The organism is Microbulbifer sp. ABH2_005 (assembly GCF_056160005.1).
In genome coordinates, this window is sequence record NZ_JBSWWI010000001.1 from 797,937 (window position 1) to 816,375 (window position 18,439).

16 protein-coding genes are annotated in these 18,439 nt (G+C 54.2%); 7 read left to right on the plus strand and 9 right to left on the minus strand.

All coding sequences use genetic code 11. The features are described from left to right. Positions 1-89 precede the first annotated feature (89 nt). Positions 90-2,687, minus strand: coding sequence for a leucine--tRNA ligase (gene leuS, locus ACXAFI_RS03420; protein ID WP_475107689.1), 2,598 nt, complete (start codon positions 2,685-2,687; stop codon positions 90-92). A 162-nt stretch (positions 2,688-2,849) separates the two neighbouring features. On the opposite strand from leuS, the gene ACXAFI_RS03425 reads away from it, so the two are divergent. From ACXAFI_RS03425 to ACXAFI_RS03435, 3 genes are all read left to right on the plus strand, one after another. Continuing rightward, complete coding sequence (locus tag ACXAFI_RS03425) at positions 2,850-3,299, plus strand: zinc ribbon-containing protein (RefSeq protein ID WP_152454639.1); 450 nt, start codon at positions 2,850-2,852, stop codon at positions 3,297-3,299. Further along, the gene (locus ACXAFI_RS03430; protein ID WP_475107690.1) at positions 3,296-4,081 is read left to right on the plus strand and encodes a YdcF family protein; all 786 of its coding nucleotides are present in this window, start codon (positions 3,296-3,298) and stop codon (positions 4,079-4,081) included. Before ACXAFI_RS03425 ends, ACXAFI_RS03430 begins: the two co-directional genes overlap by 4 nt. 197 nt (positions 4,082-4,278) lie before the next feature. Continuing rightward, positions 4,279-4,656, plus strand: coding sequence for a hypothetical protein (locus ACXAFI_RS03435; protein WP_444919830.1), 378 nt, complete (start codon positions 4,279-4,281; stop codon positions 4,654-4,656). 39 nt (positions 4,657-4,695) lie between these two features. Here ACXAFI_RS03435 and ACXAFI_RS03440 read toward each other — a convergent pair whose 3' ends face one another. The 6 genes from ACXAFI_RS03440 to miaB form a co-directional block, all read right to left on the minus strand. Beyond that, positions 4,696-5,613, minus strand: coding sequence for a TIGR01777 family oxidoreductase (locus ACXAFI_RS03440; RefSeq protein ID WP_152454636.1), 918 nt, complete (start codon positions 5,611-5,613; stop codon positions 4,696-4,698). Between the two features lie 114 nt (positions 5,614-5,727). Further along, complete coding sequence (gene lnt / locus ACXAFI_RS03445) at positions 5,728-7,293, minus strand: apolipoprotein N-acyltransferase (RefSeq protein WP_475107691.1); 1,566 nt, start codon at positions 7,291-7,293, stop codon at positions 5,728-5,730. A 79-nt stretch (positions 7,294-7,372) separates the two neighbouring features. After that, positions 7,373-8,266, minus strand: coding sequence for an HlyC/CorC family transporter (locus ACXAFI_RS03450; protein ID WP_371416930.1), 894 nt, complete (start codon positions 8,264-8,266; stop codon positions 7,373-7,375). Positions 8,267-8,332: 66 nt separating this feature from the next. After that, positions 8,333-8,803 carry an rRNA maturation RNase YbeY gene (gene ybeY / locus ACXAFI_RS03455; RefSeq protein WP_475107692.1) on the minus strand — a complete coding sequence of 157 codons (471 nt, stop codon included), beginning with the start codon at positions 8,801-8,803 and terminating at the stop codon, positions 8,333-8,335. Between the two features lie 17 nt (positions 8,804-8,820). Next, a complete protein-coding gene (locus ACXAFI_RS03460; protein ID WP_253868680.1) occupies positions 8,821-9,849 on the minus strand; it encodes a PhoH family protein in 1,029 nt (342 codons plus the stop codon). A 208-nt stretch (positions 9,850-10,057) separates the two neighbouring features. Further along, positions 10,058-11,425 carry a tRNA (N6-isopentenyl adenosine(37)-C2)-methylthiotransferase MiaB gene (gene miaB, locus ACXAFI_RS03465; protein WP_475107693.1) on the minus strand — a complete coding sequence of 456 codons (1,368 nt, stop codon included), beginning with the start codon at positions 11,423-11,425 and terminating at the stop codon, positions 10,058-10,060. A 181-nt stretch (positions 11,426-11,606) separates the two neighbouring features. Between miaB and ACXAFI_RS03470 the strand changes: the two genes are divergently transcribed. The 3 genes from ACXAFI_RS03470 (at position 11,607) to olsF (ending at position 14,729) form a co-directional block, all read left to right on the plus strand. Then, complete coding sequence (locus ACXAFI_RS03470) at positions 11,607-11,939, plus strand: DUF1820 family protein (protein ID WP_172975496.1); 333 nt, start codon at positions 11,607-11,609, stop codon at positions 11,937-11,939. 316 nt (positions 11,940-12,255) lie between these two features. Beyond that, positions 12,256-13,047: a UDP-2,3-diacylglucosamine diphosphatase gene (locus tag ACXAFI_RS03475; RefSeq protein WP_475107694.1), complete on the plus strand. Its 792-nt coding sequence runs from the start codon at positions 12,256-12,258 to the stop codon at positions 13,045-13,047. Continuing rightward, a complete protein-coding gene (gene olsF, locus ACXAFI_RS03480) occupies positions 13,044-14,729 on the plus strand; it encodes a bifunctional ornithine lipid synthase OlsF (protein WP_475107695.1) in 1,686 nt (561 codons plus the stop codon). The genes ACXAFI_RS03475 and olsF overlap by 4 nt, the downstream gene beginning before the upstream one ends. 60 nt (positions 14,730-14,789) lie before the next feature. On the opposite strand, the gene ACXAFI_RS03485 is transcribed toward olsF, so the two are convergent. Further along, on the minus strand, positions 14,790-16,076 hold the full coding sequence (locus tag ACXAFI_RS03485; RefSeq protein ID WP_475107696.1) for an aspartate aminotransferase type Ic: 1,287 nt from the start codon (positions 16,074-16,076) through the stop codon (positions 14,790-14,792). A gap of 154 nt (positions 16,077-16,230) precedes the next feature. Continuing rightward, positions 16,231-17,097 carry a DUF6279 family lipoprotein gene (locus ACXAFI_RS03490; protein WP_475107697.1) on the minus strand — a complete coding sequence of 289 codons (867 nt, stop codon included), beginning with the start codon at positions 17,095-17,097 and terminating at the stop codon, positions 16,231-16,233. Between the two features lie 318 nt (positions 17,098-17,415). Between ACXAFI_RS03490 and nagB-II the strand changes: the two genes are divergently transcribed. Beyond that, positions 17,416-18,414: a glucosamine-6-phosphate deaminase NagB-II gene (gene nagB-II / locus ACXAFI_RS03495; RefSeq protein WP_475107698.1), complete on the plus strand. Its 999-nt coding sequence runs from the start codon at positions 17,416-17,418 to the stop codon at positions 18,412-18,414. The last annotated feature ends 25 nt before the right edge of the window (positions 18,415-18,439 follow it).

Below are 18,439 nucleotides of genomic sequence, written 5' to 3' on the forward strand. Positions count from 1 at the left end.
TTTTTTGTACCAGTAAACAGGGATTTTGCAGATACGAGCCGGGAGCATGGTGCTCCCGGCTGTCGGTTGGTTTTTACTGCGCAGATTTTTTACTTCGCGACAATGTTAACCAGTTTGCCCGGTACGACAATAACTTTGCGCACAGTAGCATCGCCAATAAATTTCTGGACGTTCTCATCGGCAAGGGCGAGCTTTTCCAAACCCTCTTTGTCCGCATCAGCAGGCGCATCCAGCTTTGCACGCACTTTACCATTGACTTGAACAACCAAGGTAATGGACGTACGCACAAGTGCTTTTTCATCTACTACTGGCCAGGGAGCGTCGATCAAGGCGCTGGTATTACCAAGGATTTGCCACAGTTGGTGGCAAATATGTGGAGTGACCGGAGCCAGTAGCAAGACTGCTGCCTGCAGGGCCTCTCTCTCTACTGCAAGCCCTTGCTCACTACTGCGATCCGCTAGCTTGCCCACCTCATTGAGAAGCTCCATCACTGCGGCGACAGCAGTGTTAAAGGTTTGGCGGCGGCCATAGTCGTCGCCCACTTTCTGAATCGTCTCGTGGGTTTTACGACGCAGTTGTTGCTGTTGGTCGTTTAAGGATTGCTGGTCAATCTGAGTGCTGCAGGTGCCTGTGGCAACATGCGAATGTACGGTCTTCCACAGTTTGCGCAGGAAACGGCTGGCGCCCTCAACGCCGGCATCGTGCCACTCGAGGGTCTGCTCGGGAGGAGCGGCAAACATGGTGAATAGGCGAACCGTATCGGCACCGTATTCTTTAACAGCGGCATGGGGATCGATGCCGTTGTTTTTTGACTTGGACATCTTAACAACACCGCCGGCGACCACTTCCTCACCGGTCGCGCGCTCGACCGCTTTAATGGGTTTGCCCTTGTCATCGCGCTCCACGTCTACATCGGCGGGGTTGATCCAGGTTTTATGGCCATTTTCTTCTTTATAGAAAGACTCGGCTAAAACCATGCCCTGGCACAGCAGCTGCTTGAAGGGTTCATCGCTGTTGACCAGCCCCTCATCCCGCATCAGCTTATGGAAGAAGCGTGCATAGAGGAGGTGCAGGATGGCGTGTTCGATACCACCTACATACTGGTCGACAGGCAACCAATAGTTGGCGCGATCAGGGTCCAGCATACCCTCATCAAAATCCGGGCAGGTGTAGCGTGCGTAGTACCAGCTGGATTCCATGAAGGTATCGAAGGTATCTGTCTCGCGCTCGACCGGCGTGCCGTTGAGTTCATCCTTACGCCACTCAGGGTCGGCTTTAATGGGGGATTGAACTCCGTCCAGCTCCACATCTTCCGGCAGCAAAATGGGCAGCTTATCGGCTGGCACTGGGATTTCGCCACCGTCCGCCAGGTTGAACATGGGAATAGGTGCGCCCCAGTAGCGTTGGCGGGACACGCCCCAGTCGCGCAGACGGTAATTAGTGGTTACCCGTCCCTTACCGGCGGCGATCAGCACTTCGGATATTGCGGTAAAGGCGCCATCAAAATCCAGGCCATCGAAATTGCCGGAGTTCACCAGCTTGCCTTTTTCAGTGAAGGCTTCCTTGTCCAGATCAATCTCCTGGCCATTGGTGGGAGCGATGACCTGGGTTATTGGCAGCTGGTACTTGTGTGCAAACTCCCAGTCGCGTTGATCGTGAGCGGGTACGGCCATAACTGCACCAGAGCCGTAATCCATCAGAACATAGTTGGCTACCCAGACGGAGACTTCCTCCCCACTGATGGGGTGGATGGCCTTGAGACCGGTATCCATGCCTTTCTTGTCCATGGTGGCCATGTCGGCCTCGGACAGGGACTGCTTTTTGCACTCCGCGATAAAGGTTTTCAGCTCCGGGTTAGACTCTGCCAATTCCAGTGCAATAGGGTGTTCGGCGGCGAGGGATACATAGGTGACGCCCATCAGGGTGTCTGGGCGGGTGGTGTATACATCGAAATGGTCCATCCCCGCCACAGTGGTGGGCAGGCTAAAGCTCAGCTCCACGCCGCGACTCTTGCCGATCCAGTTGCGCTGCATGGTGCGGACCTGTTCTGGCCACTCCGGCAGCTTATCCAGATCCTCGAGAAGCTCTTCGGCATAGTCGGTGATCTTGATAAACCACTGAGCCAGCTCGCGTCTTTCCACGGTGGTGCCGCAGCGCCAGCAGGCTCCGTCTTCAACCTGTTCATTGGCGAGCACTGTCTGGTCATTGGGGCACCAGTTTACTGCGGAGTTTTTCTTGTAAACCAAGCCCTTTTCATAGAGGCGGGTGAAGAACCATTGCTCCCAGCGATAATAGGACGGCTGGCAGGTGGCCAGCTCGCGGGACCAGTCGAAGCCAAAGCCGAGGGCTTTCAACTGACCCTTCATATAATCGATATTGGTGTAAGTCCACTTGGCCGGCGCAGTTTTATTCTGGATGGCGGCATTTTCCGCCGGTAAGCCGAAGGCATCCCAGCCCATAGGATGCAGGACATTTTTCCCCTGCATACGCTGGAAACGGGAGATAACATCGGTAATGGTGTAGTTACGCACATGGCCCATATGCAGCTTGCCGCTGGGGTAGGGGAACATGGATAGGCAGTAGAACTTTTCCCTGCCGGTATCTTCCTGAACCTCAAAGCTTTTCTCTGTCTCCCAGAATTCCTGGGCGGAAGCTTCGACTGCGGAGGGGTTGTACTGCTCTTCCATTGATTGGGGACCTATACTCTGTGATCAAATTTTGCGGGGAAAATATTCAGTGTTTTAGTGGGAGAAGTTCTGGATCGGCAAGCAAAAGGATTGACTGCGATCAAGGACTTCCCCCTGAGCATCTATTAGGATGCGTAAACGCGAGATTATAGGAGGGATACCGTGACGAAGGAACCGAAGTTGCCGCCGAAGGACGATCTGGCCGATGAGTTTCGTGAAGACCTGGAGGATTTGGTCGAGGGTGAACTGGCGGTAGAGAACCTTACCGCAAATAAAGTCGCTTTTCTTCGCGCCTGGTTAAAAGATGATCTACATCGGGCGGGGGACTATATGCGTGGCTTGGGAGGAGAACTACTGACTCTGGAGGAGCGCGGGGGCGACTGGTTACTGAATGCCGCGGACCCCACAGAAACGGCCTGGCCCAATCTTATGCGCTGTATCCGTGAAGGCAAACCCTGGGCCCTCGCCGGTGAGACAGTGGGGGCCGATGAGGAGTTGCAGTGCCTGGGCTGCGGTTATCTCGCCCAGCCGCCGGAGAATAGCCAAATTACTCCCTGTCACCGCTGTGGATATGGTTGTTTCAGGCAGATAGAAGGCGGCCTTGAGTATTGATTGAGCTGTATAAAATAGCGATTAATGTGCTGATGCCGCCCCTGGCGCCAATGCTGGGGCTGCTTCTGGCATTCTTTATTCGCTTTTTTCCAGAGGGCTCTCTGCTGGAGAAGTCGTCCCTGCCGTTGGCGGTTTTTTCATTTTGCCTGCTTTGGCTCAGTGCCACCCCGGCCTTTTCCAGCTGGCTCGGCAAGTGTTTGGGCTCAACGGCAGACTTGCCAGATGCGGCACCAGCGCCCAAGGCTTTGGTGGTGTTGGGTGGAGGGGTTTATCGGGACGGTGAATCTGGCTATGAATCTCTGTCCACATCCAGTATGGAGCGGGTGCTTTGGGCGGCTCAGCAAGGACCAGAAGACATGCCAATCCTGGTGTCTGGCGGTCGTGTCTCACCGGATGAGCATGCCTCTGAATCACAACTGATGGCAGGCTTGCTGGAAGAGTTGTCCCGTCCGGTGAGTTGGCGCGATGCTTGCAGTCACACTACCGCAGAGAACGCGGTAAACAGCGCAGCGATATTGCAGGGCGCAGGTGTGGATACTATTGTGCTCGCCACTCATTGGTGGCACATGCCCAGGGCCGCTGCGGTCTTTAAACGAGCGGGTCTAAAGGTACAGCCCCTGCCGGTGGGCAGTATTTCTGAGATGTCACCGAGGGCACGGGGTAGGGTTATACACTGGATACCCAATGCGGAGGCGCTGTTACAAACTCAGACCTATTGGAGAGAGCTTATGGCGCAGGTATGGTATCAATTTCGACCGCTTCCACAGGCAAAAAAGTGCTGAGGAACTTTTGTGGCGAAGGGGTCTCTGAGATTTATTAAGCATGAGGGAGTAGGCGTCGGCTAGGGAATGCATCTGTTTTATTGGCTAGTTGTATCGGGCAAATAGGCGACTGGCGCCACAGATCTCACCCGCTGATTACTACTTAATATGGAGTAGCGACTGTGGATAACAACCATAACAATAAACGAGATAACCTTATGATGAAGGGCATCCCGGTTTCCTTTGCTCCCATCCAGTTACACAACAGGCTCAATCGGGCGGTATGGATTGGCTTCAAGCGTGTAGATCAGGATGGTAGAACGCTTTTTTTCCTGTGCGGCGGGGCCGAAAGTGGGGCTCAGTTAAACAAAAATTTTGAGACTTTTGCTGGGCAAATTGTCCGCGAGTTTGGTCTCGATCCAGCGGAAGTGGAGTTTATCGAACTGCGTGTCAATGCAGAGGAGTCCCAGTGGTACCGCTGGCATGCGCAGTGGGTTGGCTCTGCACCGATGGCTAGCCACGGAGATTTAGTCACTAGTGAATCTAGCCGGCGCTATCTGACCCAGGCCCTGGAGAGCGGTGTAGTTGCGGCTTAAACCAAAAGGCTTGAGCACTTTGGCAACAATAGTCTGCTTCTAGGCGCGCACCTTGTTACTGGCATTGTCTTTATCCAGTAGGTCGGCCAATGCTTGTTCCAGTGTGGGAAACTGGAAGCTGTAGCCGCTATTGAGGGCGGCGTGAGGCTCCACCCTTTCGCTGGCGAGGAGTAGCTCTTCTGCCATTTCCCCAAATAGTGTTTTCAGCAACCAGGCGGGTGAACGGAATAGGCATGGGCGGTGTAGTTGTTTTGCTAGTAAGCGGCTAAAGCTGTTATTGGTAACCGCCTCTGGGGCGCTCGCGTTGAAAGGTATACACAGACGCTGGTCGATAGCGTGGAGTAATAAACCCACTTCATCTTCTTCGTGAATCCAGCTCATCCAGTGCTCACCAGAACCCATTGGCCCACCGAGTCCCAGGCGAAAGGCTGGGAGCATCTTTGGTAGTGCACCGCCGCGCCTGGAGAGCACAATTGCGGTGCGTATGGTTCCAACACACATCCCAGCCCGTTGTAGTGGCAGCGTGGCCGCTTCCCAGTCACGGCATAATTGTGCGGAAAACCCTCCTCCCGGTGGGCTGTCCTCCTTGAGCAGTTCGCCGCCGCGATCTCCGTAATAACCGATAGCCGATCCTGAAAGGAAGTAACTGGGGCGCTCTCTCTGGGCGAGGGCCCATCGCACGAGTTGTTCGGTAATATTTAGACGGGAATTGCGAATCTCGGCGCGACGTTTCTCGGTCCAGCGAGTGGAGATGGGTTCCCCGGCCAGATTCACCACGACATCTACCGGTTCTTGTACTTCTTCCGGCGAGCTGCAGGCATTGACGGATTCGCCGCAGAGTTGGTGCACTTTATCGGGGTTGCGACTTAGTACTGTAAGAGTATCGCCACGGGCTAGCCAGCGCTGGCAAAAGAGTCTACCAATTAGGCCGGTGCCACCACTGATCAAGCAATGCATAAACAGCCCATCCCCGCCAAAATTTCACAGGTAAATTGCATGCAGCATAGCAGTCATCCCCAATTGCGGGGTGTTTTGGCAGCATGCGGTGAAGTGATTGGTGGCAGAAGATGATTACTCGGTGATTCCTCCGGGGATGGGCTTATCAGCAGTATCGGACCGCTTGCGGCTGAGAAGGAGTGCTAGGGCCAACATAGGCAGGGCCAGGGCAAACACCGAGAAAATGCTGGCGAGCATGAAAGGCGTTGAGCCGCGCATTGCGCGTATATCACCGGTCATATTTGCCCGCTCAAATTGGGGTAGCTGCTCGATGATACGCCCGCGGGGGTCGACGATCGCGGTGACCCCGGTATTGGTGCCACGCACAAGATAGCGGCCGGTCTCTAGCGCGCGCATTTGCGCCATTTGCATATGTTGCAGCGGCCCTATGGACTCGCCAAACCAAGCATCGTTACTGATGGTTAGGAGTACCTGGGAAGCGAGAGCGCTATCCGCCACCAGGCGGGGATAGACGATCTCATAGCAGATAAGAGGCGCCCAGCTGGCTCCCCCGGCATTGAGAGGCCCTTGCTGGTCGGGCCCGGAACGAATAAAAGAAGTGGGCAAATTGAAGAATTCAATAGTACCCCTGATCAGGTTCTCCAGAGGGACATACTCGCCAAAAGGCACCAGGTGACGCTTGTGGTAAACACTGGGGCTGCGTCCAAAGACTGCAGCGGAGTTATGTACCTTGCGGGTACCATCCTCGGAGTTATGGGTGTCGTAGAGAATACCGCTGATCAGATCGATACCGGTTTTCTCGGCATTGCGCTGCAGGGCTTGCATCAGGTTTGGGGCCTGGCCGTAAAGCATAGGCAGTGCCGCTTCCGGCCAGATAATGACATCCACATCCCGTTCGCTCAGTGAGCGAGTGCCCTCCTGGTAGCGACTGATAGTTTCTCCGCGAAACTCCGGCAGCCACTTTTTTTCCTGGGGAATATTGGCCTGGACCATCCCAACGGTGATTATGCCCCCCTCGGCCTGGGTCCACTGAATATTGGCGAGGGCAGCTCCGAGAGGCCAGGGCAGCACTGCTGCACCAATCAGTGCTATATGCGCCGGTCGCTTGAGGGGAGCCAGACGGCCGCTGGTGGCTAGAGCGAGCACGGCTCCAGAGAGGGCCAGTAACAGCCCGATACCATAGACACTCAATACTGGCGCCCAGCCAGACATCCAGGTGCCAAGATGGGCATAGCCGGCGAATAGCCAGGGGAAGCCGGTAAACATCCAGCTGCGGAACCATTCACTGATAAACCAGAGCGCGGCAAAGGCGAGAGCAAAGCTAAATTTGTTGGCGGTAAAGCGACCGAGAAAAGAGAAAGGCGCCGCCAGGAGTACCGCCATGAGTGCGACAAACCCGCCGGTGAGCGCAAACCCCAGGGGAGGCGAAGAGTTGCCGAAGTTAGTGATTGAGACATAGACCCAGGAGCCACCAGTCGCATACAGGCCAAGCCCATAACAGAAGGCCAACCAGAAGGTGCTGCGTCCGCGCATTGGCTGACCGCGGGAGGCGAACAGGAGCAGCCAGGCAAATAGGGCGAGAGACAGGAGTCCACACACCCAATAGTTGAAGGGTGCCAGGGAAAGTGTCATTAGCCCGCCGGCACCCGCACCGGCGAGAGATAATAGTATTCTTCGCATAGACTCGCTTAATCGGTAGCCGCAGCTGCGACTGTATCCCTAGCAGAGAATGTTTTGACTAGATCTATAGGTGCCCAGTTCAGTCTTCATCGGGCGGCTTACGCATATGGGCTACGCGCAGCAGGTGGATTTGCCGGCTGTCCGCGTAGAGTACCCGGAACAGGAAGTCTCCGAGGCGGGTGACTTCATCGCGGCCGGGCAGATGGCCGAAAGACTGCATAATCAGACCGCCAACCGTGTCGAATTCTTCATCGCTGAATTCGGAATCAAAAAATTCATTGAATTCCTCGATGGGCGTGAGTGCCTTGACGATGTAGTCATTTTCACCCACCCGGCGGATAAAGCTATCCGCTTCTTCCTCATCGGTTTCGTCTTCGATCTCACCGACGATTTCCTCAAGGATATCTTCAATGGTCACAACGCCGGAAACGCCGCCATATTCGTCGATTACAACGGCCATATGGTAGCGATTTTCACGGAACTCCCGCAGGAGGATATTCAGGCGCTTACTCTCGGGGATGATATTGGCCGGGCGAATGATGTCTTCTAGCTGGAATGCTTCAACGCCTTTGAGAAGGAGGGGGAGCAGATCTTTGGCCAGCAGTATCCCGCGGATATCGTCGATACTCTCACCGACAACGGGGAAGCGGGAGTGGCCCGACTCGATAATCTTGGGCAGAAATACCTCGGGCTTATCTTGCAGTCCCACAACCACCATCTGCGAGCGGGGGATCATTATCTCCCGCACCTGCTGGTTGGACACATCCAGGGCACCCTCGATGATGGATAGAGCCTCGGCATCGACCAGCTGATTTTCAGCGGCGTCCTTGATGATATCCAGCAGTTCATCGCGGGACTTGGGTTCGGCAGAAAATGCACCAAACAATCTTTCCAGCCAGTTCTTCTCACTCGACCGGGGTTTGCTGGAAGAGTGACTACTTGGGGGCTCGTCTGTGGTCATGGAAGTGGCCATGCTCCGGATATCTCTCGTCTATTTCAATCAATAATCGTAAGTGGGTAATTTCATTTTGACCCCTTGTCATCCCGCCTCATCGAGAGGGGTGTAGGGGTCGGCAAAGCCGAGGTGGGTCAACAGGCCCGTTTCCAGCTTTTCCATGATTTCCGCATCGCTATCTTCGATATGGTCATAACCCAGAAGGTGCAGTGTGCCATGGACCAGCATATGTGCCCAGTGCGCCTCAGTCGTTTTGTTCTGTTGCTCCGCTTCCTTTTCCACAACTGGAGCACAAATGACTAAGTCGCCCAGTATTGGTAGGTTTAATTCGGCGGGAAAGTCTGTTTGAAAAGACAGAACATTGGTCGGCTTGTCTTTGCCGCGATACTGAAAGTTGAGCTGTTGGCTCTCCGCTTCGTCGACGATGCGCACAGCCATTTCAGCCTCTTTGCGCCGGCCGGACAGGGCGTTGGTGACCCAGGTGCGGATCTTTTCATCGGGGGGCAGGTTTGTGCAGCGGCTGGCACGCTGCACATCAAGGGTCAAATCAATCATAACTCTGCGGGGGAACCTCAGGCGGCATTCTCGTCGGTTTTGCTACCGATATTAACTTCCCGCTCGGCTTCGTGAATATCGTAAGCTTCTACGATGCGCTGCACGAGGGGGTGGCGGACAACATCTTTAGCGCCGAAATGGGTAAAGCTGATACCGTTAACCTTGCCGAGGACTTCTACCGCGTGGCGCAGCCCTGAGGCCTGTCCTCGCGGGAGGTCGACCTGGCTCGGGTCACCGGTAATCACCGCAGTGGAGCCGAAACCAATCCGGGTCAGGAACATTTTCATCTGCTCACGGGTTGTGTTCTGACTCTCGTCGAGGATCACAAAGGCGTTGTTGAGGGTACGTCCGCGCATATAAGCCAGGGGCGCTACCTCAATCACATTGCGCTCGATCAGTTTGCCGACGGTTTCAAAACCGAGCATTTCGTAGAGTGCGTCGTACAGTGGTCGCAGGTAAGGGTCCACTTTCTGGCTCAGGTCACCGGGAAGGAAGCCGAGTTTCTCACCGGCTTCTACTGCTGGGCGCACCAGCAGGATGCGCTCTACCTGGTCTTTGAGCAGGGCTTCGACTGCACAGGCCACTGCCAGATAAGTCTTGCCGGTACCGGCTGGGCCTATGCCGAAATTGATATCGTTGCTCTGAACCGCCTGCACATACTTGCGCTGGTTCAGGCCTCGGGGGCGAACAGAACACTTTTTGGTACGAATCAGTACCACTTGGTCGGCTTCGCTGGATTCGCCCTTCTCCCCCTTATTTAGCAGTTCCTCCACACCGGCCTGTTGTAGGGCCAGGTGGATCTCATCGGGGGTCAGTTGATCGCGCGAACCGGTTTCCTTGTAGAGAAAGCTCAACAATTCACAGGCGGCCTTGGCTTTATCTGGCTCACCGTAGACGGCAAACTGATTGCCGCGATTGCGGATCTCAATGTCCAGTCGCTGCTCTATTTGGCGTAGGTGTTGGTCGAACTGACCGCAGAGGTTGGCGAGGCGGCGAGCGTCGTTGGGCTCGAGGGTGATACTGTGAGCGAGGGTTTGCGTTTCCAAACTGGTTTCCGGCACCTTAATCTGTAGGGTTCATTGCTAGGGTATACCCATTTTCCCTGTATGGGAAAGCTTTGGGTGTTACCAATAGGTTCTAACTTTACCCGATTTTAATTACAGCTTGTAATTTCAGTGGTGCTGTTAGGATATTTGGGCGGCAAGGTGTGGTTTTTAAGCACACCTTGCCTGGATTTAAAGTAATCCCCACCCCTTAGAACAGGTCCTCTTCCAGCTCCGAGGTAATCAGTGTGCCGCGCAGGGAGTTAGGCAGGGCATCCTCAATCAGGACATCGGCAAATTTGCCAATCAGGGCCAGGTCGTCGGCGCGGAAGTTAACCACTCGGTTGTTCTCGGTGCGCCCTTGCAGCTGACCGGGGTCTTTCTTGGAAACTCCGGTCACAAGAACCCGTTCGGTATTGCCGACCATATGCCGCGCGATGGCCTGGGCCTGCTGGTTGATACGGTTTTGCAGTAGCTGCAGGCGCTCTTTTTTGACCTCTTCCGGGGTGTCGTCGGGCAGATCAGCTGCCGGGGTGCCTGGGCGCGGTGAGTAGATAAAGCTGAAAGAGAGGTCAAAGCCCACTTCCTGAATCAGATTCATAGTGGCTTCGAAGTCCCTGTCAGTTTCACCGGGGAAGCCCACGATAAAGTCAGAGGACAGGCAGATATCCGGGCGTATTTTCTTCAGGCGGCGGATCTTAGACTTGTACTCCAATGCGGTGTGGCCGCGTTTCATCGCCATCAAAATGCGATCGGAACCACTTTGTACCGGCAGATGCAGGTGGCTGACCAGTTCTGGTACCTGAGCATAGACGTCGATCAAAGCGTCAGAGAACTCCACCGGGTGCGAAGTGGTGTAGCGAATGCGGTCGATACCGTCTATTGCGGCTACATAGGTGATCAGCTCGGCGAAATCCACCTCTTGTCCATCCACTCCGGCAGCGCGGTAGGCATTGACGTTCTGGCCCAGCAGGTTGACTTCGCGCACGCCCTGCTCTGCCAGGTGGGCGACTTCCTCCAGCACATCGGCAACTGGCCGGCTCACTTCCTCGCCGCGGGTGTAGGGCACTACACAGAAGGTGCAGTACTTGGAGCAACCTTCCATAATGGAGACAAAGGCGGTGGCGCCATCGGCCTCGGGTTGCGGCAGCCGGTCGAATTTCTCGATCTCCGGGAAGCTGATATCCACAACCACTACGCCATTTTTCTGCTCTTTGGTTTCCATCATTTCCGGCAGGCGGTGCAGAGTTTGTGGGCCGAAGATCAGGTCAACATAGGGGGCGCGCTTGGCGATTGCCTCGCCTTCCTGGCTGGCCACGCAGCCACCAACGCCGATAACCAGCTCGGGATTTTTCTCCTTGAGACGTCTCCAGCGACCCAACTGATGGAACAGTTTTTCCTGGGCCTTCTCGCGAATAGAACAGGTATTGACCAGTAGTACGTCCGCCTCTTCGGGATCGTCGGTGGGTACCATCGCGTGTGACTCGCCGAGCAGATCGCGCATCCTGGCGGAATCGTACTCATTCATTTGGCAGCCGTGGGTTTTGATGTATAGCTTTTTCGCCGGTGTATCGGACATATCGTGCCTGATTAAAAACTGGTCAATTAAACGGGTGGGGCATTATAGCGACAGGACCCGGCACTGCATAGATGGCTATATTAGCGCTTGAGAACCTGTGCTATTCTTGCGCGCTTTTTCGGGCATTGCCCGCTTTCTGAACAACTTCGAGCTTCGGGGTATTCCCCATCCTGAGAGACTTATGGCCAACCCGATATATAAAGTGATTTTCCACAACCAGAACCAGGTATATGAACTCTATGCCCGGGCGATTTATCAGAGCGATATGTACGGCTTTATCGAGGTCGAGGAGTTCGTATTTGGGGAGAAGGCCCAGCTGGTAGTGGACCCCAGCGAAGAAAAGCTGAAAACCGAGTTTGCCTCGGTAACCCGTTCCTATATTCCTATGCACAGCATCGTGCGAATCGATGAAGTGGAAAAAGAGGGGACCGGCAAAATTGTCGAGGTTAAAGGCGATAAAGTAGCTAAATTTCCCTTCGCGCCGCCCATTCGCCATCCCCAGGATACCGAGTAATCAACCATTCTTTTCACCGGATCAGCGGGCCTTCGGGCAGGCTGATTCGGGCGCCTAAAACCCTCGCAGTCTGCCGGGTTTCACTGCAATATAAGCTTCAATAAAGGTCCTCCGGACTGTCATCAAATCGCTGCAAAGTGACAGCGCAGGCGATCACCGGACTTATTGGTATTTAATCGATATCTAATAAGTACTCGCCTGTTCGCGGCTTGCAAGCTATTGACTGATAAATTCCACTGTAGCGCCAGGTTGGCGCGCCAGGCTGATTATCTGTCTTTACACGAGCTGATTACGGGTTAATGGCTGGAACCTTGCTATGAGCAATCGCTACCGCGCGTTGTGGATATCGGATGTCCATTTGGGTAGTAGAGACAGTGAGCCCCACCGATTAGCAGATTTCCTGGCACAAAATCGTGCTGACAAGGTTTACCTGGTGGGGGATATTTTCGATATGTACGCCCTGTCCAAAGGGAAGGGCACCTGGTGTCAGGCATCTTCCATGTTGCTGGGTATGCTTTCGGAGTTAAGTAGTCTCACCCCGGAAGTTATTTATATTCCCGGAAATCACGATGCCCCCATGCGCAGCTGGGCGGGCAAACGCCTGGGTAATATCCGTATCGAGCGCGATTGGATTCACACAGCTGCTAGCGGTAAACGTTACTGGGTAACCCACGGAGACCAATTTGAACACCACATCAAAATTAATCCGCTCAGTTACCACATTGGGGACCGCAGTTACTATCTGATGCTGCGATTTAATCGCTGGATTAATTACTGGCGTAGTCGTTTCAATAAACCCTGGTGGTCTCTGGCCAGCCAGGTAAAAAACCGCGTTGGCGCTGCCAGGCAAATGATGAGCGATTTCGAAAATATCGCCGTGGCTGAAGCAGCGGCCAAAGGCATGGATGGGGTTATCTGTGGACACATTCATCGCCCCGCACTGCGCAGTAAAAACAAGGGCGAGCGCACTGTGACCTACGCCAATTGCGGCGATTGGGTCGATTCGATGAGTGCCGTGGTAGAACAACAAGATGGCAGCCTGGAACTGCTCCATTGGTACCGGGCCCCCAAAATAGCCAGCATAATGACAGAGGTGGTGGCCGCATGATTCAGCTCGAAACACTGTTGCAAAAAAATGCCTGGTATAGCGCAGCGCCGCAGAAGCCAACACGGAAACTGGTTTCCGCCACTCTTAAAAAAATTTGTTGCGAGGAGCAAATTGTAGAGTTTGGACGGCGTTACCCCCATCTGGGAGGGCTGGATTTTATTCGCCAGCTATTTAGTGACCTTAATTTCCGCTATGAATTAAATCCCTCGGAATTGGAACGGGTGCCTGTGACAGGCCCCCTGATTATTGTGGCGAATCACCCGTTGGGCAGCCTGGATGGCCTGGCCTTGATTGATATGGTTGCCCGGGTGCGCAAGGATGTGCGTGCAATTGCCAGCCAGCTTTTATGGAATATTCATCCGCTGCGCCCCTATTTTTTGCCGGTGGATAATTTTAATGGGCGCACCCGCCGTTCGGATGTGCAGGGTATTTACGATTATCTGGGGCAGGGTGGGGCTGTAATTATTTTCCCCGCCGGTGAGGTTTCGCGCCTCAGTCCCCAGGGTGTGCGTGATGGGCGCTGGAACCCTGGATTTGTGCGCTTCGCGGAGAAGGCGAATGCGCCGATTCTGCCGGTACAAGTACTCGGCAGAAATTCCTGGTGGTTTTACGGTCTGTCGATGCTGAATAAACCCCTTTCGACCCTCTGGCTTATTCGAGAAATGTTCAAGCAGGCCAGTCGTGGCATTGATATCCGAATTGGCCGCCCCCTGGAAGCGGAACATTTTCGCAGTTGGCCGCTAACCCCTCGCGCCCAGGCCGCGCTATGGCGCAAACATGTATACACGCTACATCGGTCTCCCGCGCCCCTGGGTCCCGATCTTATCGCTGCTGCGGAGCCTCGTGGCGAGGTGGAGAGAATTATAGAGAGCTGTGAAGCCCTGACCGCCCAAGGGGACTTTTCCGTGCGCTTATATCGCCAGAGGCCGGATTGCCCGGTAATGCGTGAGTTGGCGCGTACACGTGAGGTGGCCTTCCGCGCAGTGGGTGAGGGAACCGGACAGAGCCGGGACTGGGATGCATTTGATGCACACTATGACCACTTGCTGCTGTGGGACCATAAGAACAAGCAGATAGCTGGTGCTTACCGCATTGCTGGCACCGAGAGCCTGGCGGAGGATGAAATCTACAGCAGCACCTTATTCAATTATCCCTCGCCACCGTGTCAGTGCCTACCGGGCTCGGCGGAACTGGGCCGCAGTTTCTTACTGCCGGAATACTGGAGAGGAAAGGGGTTAGACCTGCTTTGGAGTGCTATCGGTCAGTGGGTTTTACGCAATAATGTGCGCTATTTATTTGGCCCTGTCTCTATGCCGGGAACATTTTCGGTGCGGGCTAAGTCGGCGATCGTAAGATATTTCTCCCATTATTTCGCTCCACAAAATTCACTGGGTGATGCGCGCCTGCCCTTTCTACAAGCCGGTGCACCCCTGCCAGATCTTTCTGGGGACTCTATCGCAGATATGCGCCAGTTAAAGGTGGTGTTGCGCGAAGAGGGGGTGGTTTTACCACCACTTTTCAAAAAGTACGCCGCATTGACGAAACCGGGCGGCACCAGCTTTCACGCCTTTAATGTCGATCCGGATTTCTGTGATTCCGTCGATGGGCTTGTGGTGGTTGACTTGCACCTTGCCGATGAGAAGTTCGCGCGGCGCTACCTCTCCAGCGAAAATGCCGCTTAATTCAAGAGGGCGGTTATAAGAGCCGCCCTCTTAATTGATTGCCAAAATTATTTTCGGTTGCTATCCCGCCTTTCGCAGTTGCTCCAGTTTCTGGCGCACACTGGCTAGTTTCACGCATATTACGAACACAGACATGGCGGTATCGAGTTCTTCCAGTGGGGGGAAACTCGGTGCTATACGAATATTGCTATCCTCAGGGTCTTTGCCGTAGGGGAAGGTGGCCCCGGCTGGAGTCAGTTTTACTCCGGCCTCCGCTGCCAGCTTGACCACCGCCTTGGCGCAGCCCGGACGCGTGTTAAAGGAGACAAAATAGCCTCCCTCAGGTTTTTCCCATTGGCCTAAATCCGTATCGCCCAGCCCCTTGTGTAGGTGTTCCAGCACACAGTCAAACTTGGGCTTGAGGATATTCGCATGCTTGCGCATGTGTTCCTTAAGGGTGGTGAACTCGGTAAAGAAGCGAGAGTGGCGCAGCTGGTTCACTTTATCTGGGCCAATAGTCATCGCTTGCATCTGCTGTTGCAAAGATTGCAGATTGGCGCTGCTGGCGCTGACAAATGCCACACCGGCTCCCGCATGGGTCACTTTGGAGGTGGAGGCAAATTGAAGTACTGAGTCCACAGTGTCATTTTCCAGAGCGGCCGCACGGATACTGGCTAGGCTGACATAGTGGCCCAGGTCGTGCACGGCATAGGCGTTATCCCAGAAAATACGAAAGCCCGGATTGGCGATTTGCCCCAGCTGCGCCAGGCGCTCTACGGTTTCATTGCTGTAGGTGACGCCGTTGGGGTTGGAATACTTGGGCACACACCAGATGCCGATAATTTCGTTGTCCTCGCGAATATGTTTTTCTACAAGGTCCATATCCGGTCCTTGCCCATTCATGGGAATATTGATCATGCCAACCCCCAACTGTTCACAGATGGTGAAGTGTCGATCGTATCCGGGTACCGGGCAGAGGAATTTTGGCGCTTTGAGTTCACGCCAGGGAGTATTGCCGGCAAAGCCGAACAGGTAACCGGTCAACACCGCGTGATACATCAGGGTGAGCGAGCTATTGCCTCCGGCAATGACTTCTTCCGTGGGCACTTGCAGCATATCCGCGCCCAGTTCACGGGCACAGGTAAGCCCGATCAAACCACCGTAGTTGCGGGTGTCGGTCCCGCCGGCGGCGCGGTAATCGCTGCAGAGGATGCCGTCGAGCTTATCCGATAAATTTAACTGTTCGGTTGAAGGCTTGCCGCGGGTGATATCCAGATTCAGTTCGTGTTGGCGGATGCGCTCGTAGTGGGTGCTCAGCTCTTTCTCCCACTCCGCTAACTGGTCAATACTGGCGGATTCGATTTGCACGTGATGTCCCCTGACTGGTCATTAGAGGTGGCGAGCTTAGCAGTATGGGCCTGGTTTCGTCAGCCCCATGGCTGAGTCTTCAGGGGTTTCTTACGCGGGTATGTGAGGGTAATAACCACGTGGATGGTTCTTTTTATCTTTGTTTTCCGGCCGCTTATTGATTAGCCAGTGAGTGGAAATCCTGGGCATACTCCCTGAGGGTGCGGCTGAGGTGACGGCGCTGCTCAAGGCTAGTGCTCGTTAATATTTTTTTTGCCAGTACCTGCGCCTGCTGTTGGCGTTGCTCCTGGGCTTGACGATATTCAGGTGACCATAGTTGTTCCGGGTTAAGTAGCAGGCTGCGGATTTTTTCCAGGTATCCCTCGGGTTTAGTGCGTAACAATTCGAAGGTTTTTGATTGCCAGAGCCTTCGCTGCTCAATGCGCTGCAGGGGGCTGTATTCCATTTTGGAAACCCATGCAGTAATCAGGTTTTTTTGCTCTTCGGTAAGGGTACCGAGCCAGCGAACACTTTCCCTGCGGATAATCTTGTCTCGCTTTTGTTGTATTTTTTCCGGTGATCGCTGCCACTTTTCCAGGGTCTTCTGCTCTTTTTTCCACATATTGCCCTGCAGCTCGTTGATTTGCTGTTCATTGAGCTGCGCCGCCAGTGGCAACATTAGGTTGTAAGCATTTTCACTGGCCGCGGCTAAAAACTGGTGGACCTGCTCTTCGACAGGTTGTAACTGTGGGTTTTCCAATGCCCCTTTATCGACCCTTTCCGCCAGATTGTTCAGGAAGTCGGCATAGCGGGGCAGTTGGGTTTGTCGATGCCATCGAAAAAAGCTGTTGAGGGCGCCCTGCAGCTCACTTTTTTGGGCTCGGTCCAACTCCACATATTTCTGGGTTTTCCAGCGAATCCAATAATCCACATTGTTGTAGGCAAATTGGATGCTGGAACAACTATTGATAAATAGTAAGAAGAGTAAAAGTGCAATAACACGCCAGAAGTGGTGTATTGGCGCGCCATCCAGCTTTGTCATCGATTTTTCCTATAGACATTGCCCGACTGATGCCGGGGAATTATTAGAAAGCATAGATGATCGGGTAATCGGCTTCTTATGGCGTGAAATTACTCGTTTTGACTTGTGTGTAGCTGGACTCTTCGGGCCTTGCCAGATCCATAAATAGCAGCTCCTGGGTTGAATAGATAAAAAAGATGACAATGACATTTCCTGCAGTCATCACAGCCGCTCACTCTGTCTAGCCAGCACATAGACTGATAGTTGTAATCCTCCTTGGTTTAGCGCGGGTGAATTCGGTTGTAGCGGGAGGAATAGACAGCCTGGGTGAATGATGGAATGACTACGACGATCATGGAGGCCGAAGCCCGTGAGGCTCCGGCAAGAATTGCTGAGCAGTTACAAGGCAATGCCAAAGTCATGGAGCAACTTGGGGAGCGCTTGCGGGCTCATGCTCCGCGCTTTGTCATGATTGTTGGGCGTGGCTCTTCCGATCATGCCGGTGTCTTTGCCAAGTATTTGATAGAAATAGAAACTGGGACCCCTACTTTTGCCGCAGCACCCTCGGTTTCCAGTGTGTATGGCCGCGAGCTTAAATTGGAAGGGGCGTTGGTACTGGTGATCTCCCAGTCGGGGCGCAGCCCAGATATCCTCGCTCAGGCCAAGATGGCCAAGGAGTGCGGCGCCTATACCGTGGCTTTGGTGAATGATGAACAGGCGCCAATCAAGGATATCGTCGATTTGCTGATTCCCTTGAAGGCGGGTCCGGAGAAAGCGGTGGCGGCCACCAAGAGTTATCTGGCCACGCTCTCGGCAATTTTGCAGCTGGTGGCCTGCTGGAGTGGTGACAAAGCGCTGCGTGAGGCGCTGGAAAAATTGCCCGAAACGCTACAGGCGGCGGTGCGCGCAGAGATTCAGTTGAGGCCCGAAGATCTGGCCTCAGTACAGAACCTGGTAGTGCTCGGGCGTGGTCCCGGTTATGCCATAACCCGGGAGCTGGCGCTGAAGTTGAAGGAAGTTTGCAATATTCACGCGGAGTCTTTTTCCAGTGCGGAGTTCTTACACGGACCGGTTACTCTCGTTGAGGACAAGCTGACGGTAGTGAATGTCCCTATTGAGGATGAGTCATTCACGGCGCACAGCGAACAGATTGATGACATAGTGCATAGGGGGGCAAGCCTGATTAATCTTCACGTGCCCAGCAAAGGGGTGCACCCTCGCGTCGCGCCCCTGGCCTTGCTGCAGCGCTTTTATATCGATGTTGCCCATGTGGCGGTAAACCGCGGTATTAATCCCGATGAGCCGGCGGGGCTGAAAAAGGTCACGCAGACCGTGTAATAATCTGCCGGAAATCCAACGACAA